11 protein-coding genes are annotated in these 15,752 nt (G+C 61.0%); 5 read left to right on the forward strand and 6 right to left on the reverse strand.

Features of this window, described 5'->3' with window-relative positions; all coding sequences use genetic code 11:
* Positions 1-3 precede the first annotated feature (3 nt).
* Together JOE65_RS00795 and JOE65_RS00800 are read right to left on the reverse strand one after the other, a co-directional pair.
* On the reverse strand, positions 4-1,125 hold the full coding sequence (locus tag JOE65_RS00795; RefSeq protein ID WP_205161463.1) for an ABC transporter permease: 1,122 nt from the start codon (positions 1,123-1,125) through the stop codon (positions 4-6).
* The gene (locus JOE65_RS00800; RefSeq protein ID WP_205161464.1) at positions 1,122-2,054 is read right to left on the reverse strand and encodes an ABC transporter ATP-binding protein; all 933 of its coding nucleotides are present in this window, start codon (positions 2,052-2,054) and stop codon (positions 1,122-1,124) included. The genes JOE65_RS00795 and JOE65_RS00800 overlap by 4 nt, the downstream gene beginning before the upstream one ends.
* 84 nt (positions 2,055-2,138) lie before the next feature.
* On the opposite strand from JOE65_RS00800, the gene JOE65_RS00805 reads away from it, so the two are divergent.
* On the forward strand, positions 2,139-3,518 hold the full coding sequence (locus JOE65_RS00805) for a short-chain fatty acid transporter (protein WP_239536568.1): 1,380 nt from the start codon (positions 2,139-2,141) through the stop codon (positions 3,516-3,518).
* A gap of 35 nt (positions 3,519-3,553) precedes the next feature.
* On the opposite strand, the gene JOE65_RS00810 is transcribed toward JOE65_RS00805, so the two are convergent.
* Complete coding sequence (locus JOE65_RS00810) at positions 3,554-4,192, reverse strand: pyridoxine/pyridoxamine 5'-phosphate oxidase (protein WP_239536569.1); 639 nt, start codon at positions 4,190-4,192, stop codon at positions 3,554-3,556.
* A 296-nt stretch (positions 4,193-4,488) separates the two neighbouring features.
* Between JOE65_RS00810 and JOE65_RS00815 the strand changes: the two genes are divergently transcribed.
* The 3 genes from JOE65_RS00815 to JOE65_RS00825 all read left to right on the forward strand — a co-directional run bounded on the left by JOE65_RS00815 (position 4,489) and on the right by JOE65_RS00825 (position 8,490).
* Positions 4,489-5,112: a hypothetical protein gene (locus JOE65_RS00815; protein WP_205161465.1), complete on the forward strand. Its 624-nt coding sequence runs from the start codon at positions 4,489-4,491 to the stop codon at positions 5,110-5,112.
* Between the two features lie 115 nt (positions 5,113-5,227).
* On the forward strand, positions 5,228-6,622 hold the full coding sequence (locus tag JOE65_RS00820) for an IS1380 family transposase (protein ID WP_205161466.1): 1,395 nt from the start codon (positions 5,228-5,230) through the stop codon (positions 6,620-6,622).
* Positions 6,556-8,490, forward strand: coding sequence for a YhgE/Pip domain-containing protein (locus JOE65_RS00825; RefSeq protein WP_205161467.1), 1,935 nt, complete (start codon positions 6,556-6,558; stop codon positions 8,488-8,490). The genes JOE65_RS00820 and JOE65_RS00825 overlap by 67 nt, the downstream gene beginning before the upstream one ends.
* Positions 8,491-8,673: 183 nt before the next feature.
* Here the strand turns inward: JOE65_RS00825 and JOE65_RS00830 are convergent, their stop codons facing one another.
* From JOE65_RS00830 to JOE65_RS15390, 3 genes are all read right to left on the reverse strand, one after another.
* Positions 8,674-9,222, reverse strand: coding sequence for an acyl-CoA thioesterase (locus JOE65_RS00830; RefSeq protein WP_205161468.1), 549 nt, complete (start codon positions 9,220-9,222; stop codon positions 8,674-8,676).
* 86 nt (positions 9,223-9,308) lie between these two features.
* Positions 9,309-11,228 carry a S8 family peptidase gene (locus tag JOE65_RS00835; protein WP_205161469.1) on the reverse strand — a complete coding sequence of 640 codons (1,920 nt, stop codon included), beginning with the start codon at positions 11,226-11,228 and terminating at the stop codon, positions 9,309-9,311.
* Positions 11,229-11,421: 193 nt separating this feature from the next.
* The gene (locus JOE65_RS15390) at positions 11,422-13,881 is read right to left on the reverse strand and encodes a flippase-like domain-containing protein (RefSeq protein WP_205161470.1); all 2,460 of its coding nucleotides are present in this window, start codon (positions 13,879-13,881) and stop codon (positions 11,422-11,424) included.
* 188 nt (positions 13,882-14,069) lie between these two features.
* Between JOE65_RS15390 and putP the strand changes: the two genes are divergently transcribed.
* Positions 14,070-15,593, forward strand: coding sequence for a sodium/proline symporter PutP (gene putP, locus JOE65_RS00845; RefSeq protein WP_205161471.1), 1,524 nt, complete (start codon positions 14,070-14,072; stop codon positions 15,591-15,593).
* Positions 15,594-15,752 lie beyond the last annotated feature (159 nt).

A 15,752-nucleotide genomic window follows, 5' to 3' on the forward strand; every position in this document is an offset into this window, starting at 1 on the left:
TAACTAAGCGATTCGTGTTCCCCGGGGCAGACGACCCGCGGGCGTTGCCAAACGCTTCCAGCCAATGAGAATCAGCGCCCCGGCCAAGAGAGCCTGAAGTGCGAGTCCCAGCGGCCAGATCGGCATCAGCCCAGTAGGTGGCGGTGACTGCGCGTAAGGACCTGAGAGCTCCTCACAGGTCTGCTCAAAATCAGGGCCTGCCTGCGCCGTCCTCAAACCGAGGCTCACCGATTCCATGACCCCGGGCACCCGGTAGTCCTCAGCAGTCCCGGAGTCTTCCTCGGAAACGCGGTTGTACGGCACAGAATCTGCCACGATCACAAACGGGTTCGCGGCCAATAGCCAGGCAGTCCGCTCCGTATGGAGGACCGGCTGTCGGTAGGTCTCAGTGGTGCACGTGAAGTCTTCATCCTTCGGCTCGGCCATCGAATCAAAATCGTCGGGCAGCGAATAGTTTGCAGTCGTGACCTCGGCCTCCTCTTGAACCAGGACCATACTCAGGCCGAAGCCAATCAGCGTTCCGATACTCAGCAGGGCCACGAGCATGTAGGTGATGACGATCGAGAACAGTGGGCGAGCGGCGATTGCCGAGACACCGACACCGATGGCAGCCACCAGGCCCAGTTCGACAGCGAGCATCACCAACGACACAAGTGTCTCGGAAAAAGAGACACCGCCGACAATGAGCGCCCAGACGATAAAGGGAAGGCTGATCACGAGAAAGGCCAGGGCAGCGGCCCAAGCCGTCAGCCACTTACCCCACAGAACCTGACCGGGTGTCAGCAGCGTGATCTGGATAATCGCGAGTGTTCCGGCCGCACGGTCACCGTTGATGGCTGTGGCAGAAAGCCCCGGCGCCACGAGGAGCCCGAAGAGCAGCACGGTTCCGATCACCAGTTCAAAGAGGATCGGGCCGCCCTCCCCCTCAGCGTTCATCGAGGCAGTAGTCACTGCCGCCAGGACGAATATGAGCCCTAGAAGGGCAAACCAGATACCGAGCACGATGTACCAGGAGCGAGCTCGCAAGCGCTGCTTCATCTCGAGCTTGAAGACAGCTTTTACACCTGCGATCCACGACAGCGAATGCTGCGGATGAATGTCATTTTCCTTGAGCTGCGCAGTCATAGCTGATCGGCCTCCAGGCTCATGTATGTCTCCTCCAGGGCGCCCCCGGCTGCGGCGAATGCGGTGACCACGACGTCGTCCATAACCAGCGTGCGCAACAGCGCTGCCGCTTCGGTAGTACTGCCAAGCAGAACCTCATACTCCGCACGGCGAATGTCGCCACTGACTTTGAATGCCACGCCGCGACGTTCCAGGGCAGCTGCTAGCGGCTCCAATGGCTCGGCCCGAATCGTGTAGCGGCGAGCCTGCGCGCCCGCCTCATTGAGGGTCTGGGTCTTCACAGATTCGCCACGACTGACAAACACCGCGCGATCCGCGATTTCATCGAGCTCTGCCAACACGTGGCTGGAGACGACTACCGCTTTGCCCTGCCCCGCCAGTGTCCGCAGTAATCTGCGCAATTCCACCCGTGAGCCCGGGTCCAGACCGGAAGCGGGCTCATCCAACAACAGCACCTGCGGATCGTGGATGAGGGCTCGGGCCAGACTAAGCCGTTGCTGCTGGCCGCGGGACAACACCCGGGCAGGCTGATCGGCGAGATCGCTGAGCTTTACAGTTTCCAGTAGCAGGACAGCGCGGGCGTGGCTGGCCGTTCGGTCCAAGCCGTAGAGCGTGCCCATGGTCGTCAGGACTTCAGTAGCGGTCAGTGACTCCCAGACGCCCAGGGTATCCGGCATCCAACCAATCAAACGTCGTACCGCCGTCACGTCTTCTTGTGGATCAACGCCACTGATATGCACGGTCCCGGCGTCCGGGGCCAGCAGCGATGCCAGCATCAGCAACAGCGTTGTCTTGCCGGAACCGTTTGGTCCGATCAGCGCGGTGACCTCACCTGCCGGTGCCTCAAAGTCGATGTTGCGCACGGCCTCAACGGACCCGAAACTTCGCCTGACGCCGCGAGCGACTATTCCCCCATACGTCTCTATCATGAGGAGAACTGTAGGTCAGCTATTGGTACATGCCGATGAAAGACACCACATTGTTAGCAACGCCGTCGAGCACAGGAGAGCACCATGCCCACCACCCATCCAGAGTCAGGACAGAAGCCCTCCCGCATCTCGGCAGTGATGCGACCGGTGAACTCCGTGGTCGAGCGGTTCATTCCGAGCGCCCTGGTGTTCGCCGTCGTTCTCAGTCTCGTCGTCGCGATCCTGGCGTTGGTCCTCACCGACGCAGGTCCCGTCGATGTGCTGGTCGGCTGGGGTGACGGACTCGCGGGGCTCCTCGCCTTCATGACTCAGATGGCGCTCATCCTGCTGCTCGGCCACGCACTCGCCAACACCGGACCCGTACGGCGGCTACTCACCGCCATGGCGGGACTGCCGAAGAGCCCCGGTCAGGCGTACGTATTCGTATTTCTTGCCGCAGCCGTCGCTTCCCTCATCACGTGGGGATTGGGCCTTGTGGTTGGCGGGCTGCTGGCCAAGGAAGTGGCCGCGCAAGGCCGCGAGAAAGGGTTGCAACTGCACTTCCCCATGCTGGTAGCTGCCGGCTTCTCCGGATTTGTGGTCTGGCATATGGGCTACTCCGGATCAGGACCACTGGCCGCCGCCACCGAGGGCTCCTTCATCGCGGAGCAGCTGGGCCGCACCATCCCCATCACGGACACCACCTTCACCTGGTGGAATATCACGGCGGTGGTTGCGACCATTGTGCTAGTCGCCGTCGCGTTGGCTCTGGTGGCACCGAAGGCAGGGGACAAAATTGTTGAGTTGCAGGTCGATGCTCGCAGCTCGGATGACGTCGCCATCGACGACGAGGTAGTCACCCCAGCGGACCGCGTGGATGCCAGCCGAATCCTGACCACCCTGGTGGGTCTAGCCCTTGTGGCGTACCTGATAACCCACTATGTGCAGGGAGGTACGGCCACGCTCGATATTGTGAACTGGACCTTTCTGGCGCTGATCTTCCTGCTGGTTCGCAACCCGTTTGAGCTGATCGGCTTGATCAAGAACGCAGCTTCCAATGTTGGCGAAATCCTCCTCCAGTTCCCGTTGTATGCGGGAATCATGGGCATTATGACGACGACGGGGCTGATCGCAGTCTTCTCTGATTTCCTCGTCAACATCGCCACACCGGGGACGTTTGGCGTGCTGGCTCTCCTGTCGGCCGGGATCGTGAACTTCTTTGTTCCCTCGGGCGGCGGGCAGTTCGCCGTGCAGGCGCCCATCATGCTCGACGCCGCCAACCGCCTCGGGGTCGATCCGGCTGTGGCGATCATGGCCGTGTCCTACGGCGATCAGTGGACCAACATGATCCAACCGTTCTGGGCGCTTCCCCTGCTCGCGATCGCCGGGCTGAAGATGCGCGACATCCTCGGCTACACCATGGTCACCCTGATCGCGTCCGGCATCGTGTTTGTGGGGATCCTGTTGATCGTGGGCGCCGGCTGAGTTCCGGAGCGCAAAGAGCCACGCTTCGTTAGGCGCTAAGGCCAGAGAAGTTCGCGGGTCCACCCCTCGGCCTGACGGACGTAGCGGACGCGCGTGTGCAGGCGCTGATGGTCGGCCTGCCAGAATTCCACGCTGTGTGCGGCCACGTTGTAAACGGTCCACGAGGGATCGCTGTCCGGGGCCTCGACCCGAGCAACCGCTTCATGGACCTCCGCCAGGCTTCCAACGACGCTGCTCTGATTACCTGCCGTCACCAGTGCTCTGGCATCAGGATGCCGGCGATTGAAATCTGATTGGTTCTCTTCGGCGCTGCCGGGCAGCACTTTTCCACGGATGCGGATCTGGCGGCCGGCTTCGGGCCAGAAGAACGTCAGGGCGGCCGACGGCGTTAGCTCCAGCTGCTTTCCTTTGGGGCTGTTACTGCTGGACGCGAAGGCCCAGTAGTCCTCAGTGATGTCCTTGAGGATGACCACCCTGGCATCCGGACAACCGTCCGAGTCCACTGTGGCGACGTTGACCGCGTGCGGTGCCCTGACGCCGTCGTCAATGGCCTGTTGGAGCCACTGGAGAAAGAGTTCGGCAGGAGTTGACGGTGCAGCTTCCGGGCTGAAGTGGGGCATGTCGACGGGGAAGACAGGTAGTCCTCTGAGCAGATGGATCGCAGAGACAGTCATGGGGAAAGTGTAGTCGGCGCGAGTATTCAGCCCCTGATTCGTGGCGCGACGCAAAGACTCTTGTCACCACAACGTGTAGTGATGCAATTCACACCAATATGATGTAAGTTACTCACCAGTAGCCTAAAAATGTAATGGGCATCACAAATGTTCGTCATGCGTGAAGCATCGCGGCTCTCGACGGGGAGCCACAACGTCGCCGACCGCATAGTGCCCATGACGAGGGCCTACAGGCCACACCTCGTCAGTCCCATATCGGTCCTCGACCGCTGTTGCTAACACAGAGGAATTCACCCATGCCAAGTTCACCCCTGCGTGCCAACACGGGCAGCCGTTTTCACGGCGTCCTGACAGTGCTCCTAGCGCTGTTACTCATTGCCATGTTGGCCTTTTTTGTCCTGTTCTCGAGCAAGGTTTCTGCTGGTGCCAACGAGCTCAACGACGGAGCCGTCCGCGCCTCCGACGGCGCTTCCGCCCTGAACACAGGGGCGGCCAAAGCGGTCGACGGAGCCGAGAAAGTCGAGGATGGGACAGCCAAGATCGACGGCGGCGCCCAGAAACTCGCCACCGGCCTGAAAGAGGCCAACACCGGGGCTGGAAAGCTCAAAAAGGGTGCAGCCGCGCTCGATAAAGGTGCCGGGAAGCTCTCTACCGGAGCTAACACGGCGGCCGAAGGTGCCATCACTCTGGAGGCAGGAGCAGCGAAGCTCGCCGTCGGAAGCGACAAGGTTGCCGCAGGTGCTGGCCGTGCCGACGTCGCTGCCCAGAAACTGTTCGGCGGCGCCTCCAAGTTGACTGCCGGAGCGACGGCGGCCAACAAGGGCTCCATCGATCTTTCCAACGGCGCTGGCCGGCTGGAAGCCGGAGCAGGGGAACTCGCCGCTGGCGCGAATCGGCTGACCACAGGCGCTAAGCCTTGATCCACCGATAGGTTTCTGAGGTTGCTCGGCGGTTTAAACACGAAATGCCCGTCTTTTCAGGGAAAATTGGACTTACCACAGCTCAAGTTTCTCGAAAATGAAGGACATCTCGTAGATGCTAGTTTCCCATACCCCTGCCGCGGTGTCAGCTTCCTTTAACGAGGAGAACCTTGTGTCCGGGACCGGGCTGGTTCCGGTGATGCGTCTAGCCCAGAATGCGGGCTTGCACGAACTGGTCGATGAGTGGTTAAGCGTGCCCACGGACAAGGGCGCCAACGCCGGATTGAAGGTCGCAGCTTTGGTGGCGGGCATGGTCGCCGGGGCTGATTCCATTGATGACATGGCCGTGTTGCGCCATGGCGGAATGAAGAAGATTTTCACGGGCTGTTACGCTCCTTCAACGCTGGGTTCATTCCTGCGCGCGTTCACGTTTGGGCATGTGCGTCAGCTCGACGCGGTCGCTTCCCGTCTCCTGGTGAACCTGGCCAAGGCGGCACCCCTGTTGGGCACACCGTCCGGGGAGGACTTCATTTTTATCGATGTTGACGACACCATCGTGGAGGTTCATGGGTATCAGAAGCAGGGCTCCAGCTACGGGTACTCCGGAGTTCGTGGGCTCAACGCCGTCCTGGCCACCGCTTCCACGAAGGACACGGCCCCGGTGATCATCGGCCAACGCTTGCGTAAGGGGGCCGCGAATTCGGCCCGCGGCGCTAAACGCTTCGTCACGGACGCACTGGCCACCCTCAAACGCACCAACGTGGCAGGGAAGATGTTGTGTCGTTTTGATTCCGCCTACTATGGCCACGCCACAGTCAGTGCCGCCGTGGCTGGTGGGGCCGACGTTTCCGTGACGGTGCGCATGGACCCGGCCATCAAACGCGCCATCACCGCCATCGAGGAGACTGCGTGGGCGCCGATCCAGTACACGAACGCGGTCTTTGATGAGGCCACCAGTGCCTGGGTGTCCGCGGCGGAAGTCGCCGAAGTGGAGTTCACCGCGTTCTCCTCGCGGAAGAAGGCCGAGAGGATCACCGGGCGCCTGGTGGTACGCCGGATTCCTGAACTGAATCCCAAAGCCACCGATGGCCAGCCCACCTTGTTCGACACGCACCGATACCACGCGTTCTTCACCACCGTCCCGGCCGGAACGCTCGGCACGGTCGAGGCCGACAAAACTCACCGTAAACACGCACAAATCGAGCAAGTCAACGCCGATATGAAGGACAGCGCCCTGGCTCACCTGCCCTCGGGGAAGTTCGCAGCGAATTCGGCCTGGCTGGTCGCTGCGGTGATGGCTTACAACCTCACCCGGGCTGCCGGGGTCTTGGCCAAAGGGACCTTCGCCAAAGCCCGGACCGGAACGATCCGGCGAAAGCTCATCAATGTCCCGGCCCGCATCGCCTCCAGCGCACGAAGAATATGCCTCCACCTACCCGAGGCATGGCCCTGGCAAACAGCCTGGGAGCAGCTCTCTGCCGCGACCCACGCGCCACCGCAAACGGCATAAAACCCATCCACCCAGCCGAAACCCGGCCCAACGAAGAACCCAAAACGTGGAACACCAACGGCAGCAAGGCCACCCGATCGTCCCTGCCCAAAAGCACAAAATCAAGCAAATCCTCGAATCAGCACGCACCCGAACCGGATCGGTGGATCAAGGCTAAGTCGCTGTTCCAGGGCGCGGCCGCGGTTGACGAGGGCGTAACAAGCCTCGGAGCTGGCGTGGATCAAGTACACAATGGCGCTGGCGCACTTTCGGCCGGAGCTGGCAAGGTTCAGGCCGGAGCACAACAGCTCGCAGCCGGAACGGACAAGGCCAAGGCCGGGTCAAAGCAGCTCGCAGACGGCACCGCAGCCGTTGATGCCGGACTCCGCGGCGATCCGAATAATGATGGGGCTGGCGGTATTGATGGAGGCGTCCATGCCCTTCAGGCAGGATCCGGAGACCTGAAGGCCGGTACGGAGGAGATCATCGCCGAGATCGACGTCAACCTGCCGCTGGCACAAGAATTGGTTGACGGGGCACAGCAGGTCAGTGATGGTGCAGCCACGGTGAACGGTGGCGTCCAGCAGATTGACGGCGGCCTCGGACAATTGCAGGCAGGGTTCAAGGGTGACGGATCTAACGAGAACCCTGGCGCCGTGGACGGCTCAAAGCAGCTCGCTGACGGCCTAGTGCAACTGCGAGCCGCGCTGAAGGCCGGTATTCCGCCAGCACTACTCATGGGCAAGATCGATGAAGCTGTGGCCGGCGCGGAAAAACTGAATGTAGGAATCGTTCAAGCAGACGCCGGTGTTGATACCCTCAAGGCTGGCTCCTCGGAGCTCGCTCCGGGAACGGCCGCTCTCGCAGCCGGCGCAGCTAAGGTTCATGGCGGCACTCTGGAGTCTCAAGCCAAGACGCAACGTCTCCGCGACGAGGGCATGGTCCCCCTCGATGCTGGCGTCGTCAAAGTTCAGGATGGTTTGAACCAGCTGGATGCTGGTCTGCACGGCGGCGGCGACGGCGGCCAGCCCGGACTCCTGGAAGGCACCGCTGCGCTCAAGGGCGGAGCCGCCAACCTCAACGGTGGCCTGGCACTTCTTCAGGCTGGCTACCAGGGTGACGGCACACCGCAGAACCCGGGGCTCCTCAAAGGTGTTGGCGCAATCGACGAGGGCGCATCGGCTCTCGCTGTCGGAACTACCAAGCTCAGTGCTGGTGCTGACAAGCTCTCAGCCGGAACAGGCCAGTTGGCCGCCGGGTCAAAGGAACTATTCGGTGGCACCACACAGGTTGCAACCGGAGCCAACACGCTCGCAGGTGGTGCTGGTGAGTTGAGCGCAGGTTCGTTGCAGCTTGCCGATGGCAACGGAAAGATCGCCGCCGGAGCTGTGAAGCTCGAAGATGGAACGGGCGAACTCGCCTTCAAGACTCCGGGCCTCGTTGAGGGCGCCTACACGGCCGCCGATGGGGCTCGGAAGATCGGTGACGGTGCGTCGAAGCTCGCGGACGGCAACTACAAGTTGGCCGAGGGCGCAACGAAGCTGGAAGACGGTTCCGGAAAGCTCGTGGACGGCACCAAGTCGCTGGCCAAGGGCACCGAGAAGCTCAACACAGGTGCCGGTGATCTGAGTAAGGGCACCGCCAAGCTCAACGCCGGTGCTTCCGAGCTCGCGGACGGCAACGCTGCACTGGCCGAGGGTGCAAGTCAGCTCGCGGACGGCAATGGCAAGATCCATGACGGCACGGAGAGGATGAGTTCGGCAACGTCAGCAATGACACCAGCCCAGATTTTCACTTCCCCGGCAGTCCTGGCGGTTCTCATCCCGCTCCTGCTGGTCGGTGGCCTACTGGTCATGATGCTCGTGACGCGTTCACGCCGCGCCCACTAGCAACTAGGCACAGCAAAGAGGGCGGTTACTGCTTCGGCAGTGACCGCCCTCTTCGCTGTGCCCGGACCAAACTTACCCGTAGCCAGAAGGGTACCGTGCTGGTGACTATTCGTCATTAGTGGTTGGTAATTCTCTGCTATTCCAACCAGAACTGACCAATGGTCACCCTGAAACGTGAAGAATCTAAGGCCAGACGCTCGGCGCGGGACGCCGCGTGCTGGGCAGTGCGTTGGCTTCGCGCCATTCGTGAATCCAGTCGGGCAGTTTGAAGTCCTCGGGGGAGGTAACGCCGGCCGCCTCGAGAATATCCTCGTTGCTGACTGGACCGTTCTTGCTGACCAGTCGGCCGGCGAGGATGGCGCGGGCGTAGATTTCGCCATCGCACACCATTCGTTGTTCAAAGTAAATGGCTCGCTCGTCGAAACCGAGGATCTTCGATTCCATCGTGTATTTCTGCCACAGGTTCAGCGATTTACGGAAAGCGATGGTCTCGGCGCTGACCACTGGACTCCACCCGCGGCCGCGCATGGTCTTCCAGAACCCGTTACGCACCAGGAGATCAAAACGGCCGAGATCCATCAGTGAGAAGTACATGCCGTTATTGACGTGCATGGCTACGTCGATGTCAGTGGGCAGCACGCGCATGGGGACCGAAGAGGTGTCCCAGAAGTCCAGTCGGGAGCGGCGGGTGGAGAGCAGTAGATGCAGAAGGGTACGAAGAAGGAGATGCATCCCACTATGTTACCCGTGAGTAACAAGCACGTTAAAATCAGCAGGCACGGCCCATGAGGAACCGTGCCTGCTGAAAGTGCTGGTTATTACTTGACTGCTACTGCCACATCGTCCACGTAGAACGACGTTGACTGTGATCCGTCTTCCTGACCGAGGAAGCGCAGAGTCACGCTCTTGCCGGCGTACCCATTCAGGTCAAGGGTGCGCTTGACGTAACCCTGGCCCTTGTCGAGGTTGGAATATGTGGCTAGAGTCTTCGTTCCCGAAGAAGTGATGGCCTGAACCTTCATCGTGTCGTACTTGCTGTAGCGACTTGTTTCATTGGAGAGCACTGCCAGGTAGAAGTCCACCTTCGCCGCAGCACCGTTAGCCGGTACCGTTACAGCCTGATCCAACTGGTAGGTGGTGCTTGATCCCCAGCCATTCAGGTAACCGAACTTTGACCCTGAGTGTGCGGAGGTCCCGCTGCTGATGACATCAGACCGGTTGGAGCTCCACCCGGAGATACCCGATTCGAAACTCGGGTTGACCAGCAGGTTGCCGCCAACGGGATCCGGATCCGGCGTTTCGCCGCCGGCCACGGCATTCACAGCAGCCGTGGCGTCAACAAGGCCCGCTCCACAACCGCCGGAGCAGGTGCCTGCGAGAGGGCGAGTGGTGTCCTTCAGGAGAGTTTCCACCTGGGCTGGTGTCAGCGTGCTGTCGGCTTCATTGAGCAGTGCAACAAGACCTGCAACATGCGGGGTGGCCATGGACGTGCCCTGGTACTCCGCGTAGCCCTCGGCTCCGGGGGTGGTGCGGCCGGTGTTGATGGTGGAAAGGACGCCGCGGTCGTTGGAGGAATCTCCACCCGGGGCGGTCACGTCAATGTCGGCTCCATAGTTGGAGTACGGGGCGCGGTTGCCGAAACGGTCACTCGCGGCCACGTTGATCACGTTGTCGCAGTTGCCCGGGTTTGAGTTGGATGCGTTCTGGTTAGCGTTACCGGCGGCCACGACGACTGATGTTCCGCGCGAAACGGCTCCGTTGATGGCGTTCTGGTAGGTGGCGCTGCAGGTGCCGCTTCCACCAAGGCTCATGTTGATGACATCGGCTTTGTTGGGGTTAGCTGGAACGCCGCTCACTGATCCGCCGGAGGACCAGACGATGGCCTCGGAGATGTCGGACAGATAGCCACCGCACTTGCCAAGAACCCGCACGGGAACAATGTTGGCGTTATAGGCAACGCCCGCAACACCCTTGCTGTTGTTGGTAACGGCCGCAATGGTGCCTGCTACGTGCGTGCCGTGCCAGGAGGAACTACCCGAGCCGCCGCCGCCACATTCACCGGATGCGTACCAGTCACCCTCATCAGCAGCGTTGCTGTCGCGGCCGTTGCCGTCGCGCGCCATGCCCGAGTCGGCAATGAAATCGTAGCCCGGGAGCACGTTGGCATTGAGGTCGCTGTGACTGGTGATGCCGGTGTCGATGACAGCTACGTTGACGCCCTCACCCGTGACCTTGTCCCAGGCGGTTGGCAGGTTCATGCCTGCGGTCTGACCGAAGTAGTGCCACTGATCGTCGTAGCGGGGGTCGTTGGGTGTGGAGGTGGGCTTCATGAGAAGGTCCGGCTCGATATACTCCACGTCGGTGGAGGAAACGAGCTTCTTCATGAAGGACTTGGCCTTATCTGATGACAGCTCCTTGCTCAGGTCGATGACCTGGGCGCCGTCGGACATGGTGCGGAGTTCCTTGACTTTGACGCCGTATTCCTTGGCGATCTTGCCGTAAGCGTTCGCACGTCCTTGTGCGTTGCTTGCCTGCGCCTTCTCCTTGAACTTCACGATGTAACGGTCGTAGGTCTTGCTGTTCTCGATGTTCTGTACCTGGGCGATGCCGTCCCCGGCGCCGTCTGCTCTATCGCTGTTGTCGCCCATTGCTGGAGCGACGCTCAGCCCCATTGAGCCGACGACGACGGCGGCCGAGAGGGCCAGCGCCTTCACAGCTCCGCGGTGTGTTGCACGCATGAAATTTCTCCGAACGGTAGTTGTGTGATGACGGTCCGGCCTACATCGGCGCGATGCAAACTGGTCCTGCTAGGTAATCTAGATCACAACCGTGCAAGAAACATCACGCGCGTATTATTTCCTTCAAGTTCGCATCGAATCGAACGATAAACATTGACAGCCGAACGATTTGGATTAAGGTAGACGCCGTCGACTAGAGGTGGCCCCGTTTGGTCAGGAACCGGATGGCGGTCCACCCGAACGGAACTCTCAACCAAAAACTGATGAGCCGGAATAGCAGAACGGCAGACAGGGCCACCGCGGCATCCACCCCTGTGGCTGTCAATCCGAGCACCAGGGAGGACTCAACCGCACCCAGCCCTCCCGGCGTCGGCACGATGGAGCCGAGCAAGTTGCCGATCAGGTAAACGATCACCAGATGGATGGCGTCGATGGAGGCGCCGAACGCGGCCAGACACGCTGCAAAAGTGAGGACGTATGCGGCGTTCGACAGGACGATTCCGCCCAGTGTCAGCACAAGCCGGCGAGGCTGGGTCAGCACGTCCAGCATGCGCGGCAGAGTGCCGGTAACAAGGGCGCTCCACTGCCGTTGCGTGAACTTTCTGACTGACGGGATCAGCAGCGAGGTGGTGGCGAGCGCCAGAAGGCCAAGCACGACGGCGATTGCCACGGGCACCGGGACCAGTTCGAACGTGTCGGTGCCGGTTGCTCCTGCGGAAAATCCGCTGGCGACGGCAAGGGCGAGGACGACGAGTCCCATAACGGCGAGCATCGAGATCTGGAGCAGTCCCATGCTGGTCACGGCTATGGGTGTGCGCACACCGGCCTGTTGCAGGTATCGGGCGTTGAGCGCAGGTGCGCCCACTCCGGCGGGGGTGATGAGCGCCGTGAATGAGGCACCGATCTGGACAAGAACGCTGCGCCAATAACGCAGTTTTACCGGTGCGACTCCGTGAAGGGACATTGCTGTCCCTAGATAAGTCGTCAGTGAAAGCGCCAGCGCGACCACAGCCCACCAGGGGTTTGCGGTTTCCAGCAGATCCGCGAAGTTGATGTCGGCTACCTGGATGGCGAGTAGGTAGGCGGCGAGCGCACCAGCTGCGATGGCGACAATTTTGCGGGTGCTGAACCTGCTGACCTGCTCGGGCTCTGTCTGGGCTTCCGGGACTAATGCTGTGATGGCAGCGCGCAGTTCGGGCAGGATGGTGGTGTCGCGGCGCAGGATGCGCCGAGTGGATCCGGGGATGACCAGTGGTTGGAGCACGGGTAGCGCTCTGATCACTGTCCGCCTGCCTATGCAGCGCACCCCGGACTCGACCGCTCGCTGAGATCCAACAACTGTTGCGAGCGCCGTCAGCAATTGGGCCAGGTCCAGCTGTTTGGCCAGCGGGGAGGCTGCGACTTCCCCTTCTTGCAGTCCTCGGAGCCAGACGTTGCCGTCGTCGTCAAAGCAGACAGTCTCTCGGCTCAGGGACCGGTGAGCAACATTGCCGGCGTGGAGCTTATGCAGTTGGTGCCAGATGTCGTCCAATTGGGCGTCGGTGACTGTGTCGTCGTCGCGCTGCCCCAGCGCATACATGGTGGGCGTGGATTCGGTGGCCAGAAGAACAGAGGAGAGGCCGACGTCGGCGATGGTGATCAGTTGTGGCACTCTGGCGCCAGTCGCCGCCGCCATGGTGAGGATGAGCGCGTCTTTCTCGGCAGTCTGGCGCAGGGAGATGCGGGCCTGACGTCGCATCGCTTCTCGGATTCTGACGGCTCTCCAGAGTTCCACGAACGATCCGCGAATCCTGCTGTCCTCATCGAGTACGGCCAGGTCGAGACGACGTCCGTTGGTTTCTTCTACTCGGTAGAGCCGCAAACCGTAGCTGCGCGGCGATTGCCAGGCGTAGGGCTGCCCGGCGTCCATCCCGAGAGGAACTCTGTGGATTCGTGACGGCGCGAGGCCTGCGGCGCGCATCGCCTGGACTAGCCCGGCTCCCCGGTGATCCTTGAACCCTCGAAGCATTCGGACGGTGAGGCCCACGAGCCTACCCACGAAGAACGTGAGAAGTGCGGCGCCCAACGCCAGCCTGTTGCCGAAGACGCTGAATCCCAGTGAGAGCAGCAGCGCAACCCACGCCACGTTGAGGGTGCTGAGGTTGCGGCGTGGCCCGAGCGCGGTCAGCAGCGCCACGAAGGCTACGGAGTGGGAGAGGATGGGTGAATTCTGACCGGCTGGTGCAACGACGGTCAGTGCGTTGAGTAGCCTGTCCGGTGCGGTCTGCTCCAGGAGCAGTCGCACACCAAAACTGACGACGACGCCGGCTGCCGCGGCTAGAATGCCGGCTCCGACGTGGTGAAGTGCTCGGCGGATCAGCAGTTCCACGAGCGTGATGAGCGGAATCAGCACGGCGATGGAGCCAAGGGCGTTAAGCGGGAGGCTCAGCAGTGGCCCGGAGACGTCTAGTAGTTGGCGAAGATCGTCGTCGAGCCCATTAACTGTCCGGGGCAGATACAGCTCAAGACCGAGTGTGAGGAGGACTCCAGCAGCTGAGAGCAGTAGCTGGATGAGGTCCGATGGGCGGCGCAATCGGTCGCCTTTTTCCTCATCAGCAAAGTCGCTGGCCGCGCGAAACGGAGAGGCTCCCTGTCCGTTCTCCACTGCACTCACCACCCAATTAAACCCGATCAGACCCGCAGCTCAAATCACGGTCGTTGTCAATCTGTTATCGGCGTTTTCTACAGTGATCTAAATCACATTATTAGGGTTTCTGAGTACAACCTTGGAAGAGTGGGCCACTGCCCTAAACACGTACACCTGAATTTCCTGAATTTCCTGAATTTCCCGGAGGACGCGAGATGACCGACCAGACATTCAAGTACCTAGCTATGGCGCTTTATATGCTTGCCATGCTAGGTATCGGCTGGTATGCATGGAAAAAAACCACCGACTTCGACGACTATATGCTGGCAGGTCGTGGCCTCAAACCGGGGGTTGCTGCCCTGAGTGCCGGAGCATCAGACATGTCCGGCTGGCTCCTCATGGGCTTGCCCGGCGCCATCTACCTTTCGGGGCTCTCCGAAGTCTGGATGGCAGTAGGACTAACCGTTGGTGCATGGCTGAACTGGAAGTTCGTGGCGCCGCGCTTGCGCAGCTACACGGAGGTATCCAACAACTCCATCACCGTACCGAGCTTCCTCGAAAACCGGTTGAAAGATAAGAGCCGCATCCTGCGCGTCGTCGCCGGCGTCATCATCCTCGCGTTCTTCACGTTCTATGTATCCTCCGGTTTGGTTGCAGGCGGCGTCTTCTTCGAGAGCTCCTTCGACTCCAAATACTGGATCGGCATGGTTGTCGTCGGCGGGATCACCATTCTCTACACCCTGTTCGGCGGCTTCATGGGAGCCACCTTCACCGATGTGGCCCAGGGCATTATGATGTTCCTGGCACTCATCATCGTTCCCATCGTGGGCCTCGTCGCCGTCGGTGGTTTCGGCGGAATGATGGATTCCATCAACGACGTTGATCCATCACTGGCCAGCCTCGGCGGCGGTACACTCCTTGGCGGTATTTCCGCTGCAGCCTGGGGGCTTGGCTACTTCGGTCAACCACACATCGTCATCCGGTTCATGGCCTTGCGCAACCCACAGGACGCCAAGGCGGGCCGTCGTATCGGCATCAGCTGGATGTTGGTCTCGATCATTGGTGCCGTGATGACCGCGCTGGTGGGTATCGCGTACTTCCAGCAGAACCCAGAGTTCACCCTGACAGACCCCGAAGCAGTGTTCTTGGATCTCGCGCAGATCTTCTTCCATCCGCTGATCGGTGGACTGGTCTTGGCAGCAGTGCTTGCGGCCATCATGAGCACCATCTCTTCACAGCTCATTGTGTGCTCCTCCGCCCTGGTTGAGGACCTCTACAACATGGTGGCCAAGAAGACGCTGTCGGCAAAACAGGGCATCCTGCTGGGCCGTGCAGGTGTTCTCCTGGTTGCTCTCGTGGCCATCTCACTCGCGGCGGGCCGCAGCGAGTCCATTCTGTCGCTGGTTGCGTTCGCGTGGGCTGGTTTCGGCGCGGCCTTCGGTCCCATCATGCTGCTGGCCCTCTACTGGAGGAAGCTCACCATGCCAGGGGCACTCTCCGGCATGGTTGTGGGTGCGGCCACGGTGTTCATCTGGGGCAACATCGAGGCACTGACCTCAACGCTCTACGAGATCATTCCAGGCTTCATCCTCTGTTCCGTTGTGGCGATCGTGGTCAGCAAGATGACCTACAAGTTCAACGCTGAGATTGACGCAGAGTTCGACGAAGCGATCCGTCGTCTCGACGGAGAAGCTTGGGCCAGTGCTCAGAAGGAGCCAGTCGCCGCAGGCCAGCGCTAAGAGCTAGCTCCACCGGACCCGGGTCTTGGTCGCGCTTCAACAGATTTTTCTTGTGAAGCGTGGCTGAGGTCCGGGTGTTGTGGTTTAAGTGGCGGGTCAACTCACATTTACCGTCGCCCGGACGTATACAGGGTGAAAGTAGAGTGGAGGCGTGATGGG

The organism is Arthrobacter roseus, from assembly GCF_016907875.1.
Taxonomy (GTDB): Bacteria; Actinomycetota; Actinomycetes; order Actinomycetales; family Micrococcaceae; genus Arthrobacter_J; species Arthrobacter_J roseus.

Bases quoted from the DNA above. Each gene is read 5' to 3' on its own strand.
- JOE65_RS00820 (WP_205161466.1), top strand. From the start codon at position 5,228: ATGCTAGTTTCCCATACCCCTGCCGCGGTGTCAGCTTCCTTTAACGAG.
- JOE65_RS00815 (WP_205161465.1), top strand. From the start codon at position 4,489: ATGCCAAGTTCACCCCTGCGTGCCAACACGGGCAGCCGTTTTCACGGC.
- JOE65_RS00805 (WP_239536568.1), top strand. From the start codon at position 2,139: ATGCCCACCACCCATCCAGAGTCAGGACAGAAGCCCTCCCGCATCTCG.
- JOE65_RS00810 (WP_239536569.1), bottom strand. From the start codon at position 4,192: ATGACTGTCTCTGCGATCCATCTGCTCAGAGGACTACCTGTCTTCCCC.
- JOE65_RS00835 (WP_205161469.1), bottom strand. From the start codon at position 11,228: ATGCGTGCAACACACCGCGGAGCTGTGAAGGCGCTGGCCCTCTCGGCC.
- JOE65_RS00795 (WP_205161463.1), bottom strand. From the start codon at position 1,125: ATGACTGCGCAGCTCAAGGAAAATGACATTCATCCGCAGCATTCGCTG.
- JOE65_RS00825 (WP_205161467.1), top strand. From the start codon at position 6,556: ATGGCCCTGGCAAACAGCCTGGGAGCAGCTCTCTGCCGCGACCCACGC.
- JOE65_RS00800 (WP_205161464.1), bottom strand. From the start codon at position 2,054: ATGATAGAGACGTATGGGGGAATAGTCGCTCGCGGCGTCAGGCGAAGT.
- putP (WP_205161471.1), top strand. From the start codon at position 14,070: ATGACCGACCAGACATTCAAGTACCTAGCTATGGCGCTTTATATGCTT.
- JOE65_RS00830 (WP_205161468.1), bottom strand. From the start codon at position 9,222: ATGCATCTCCTTCTTCGTACCCTTCTGCATCTACTGCTCTCCACCCGC.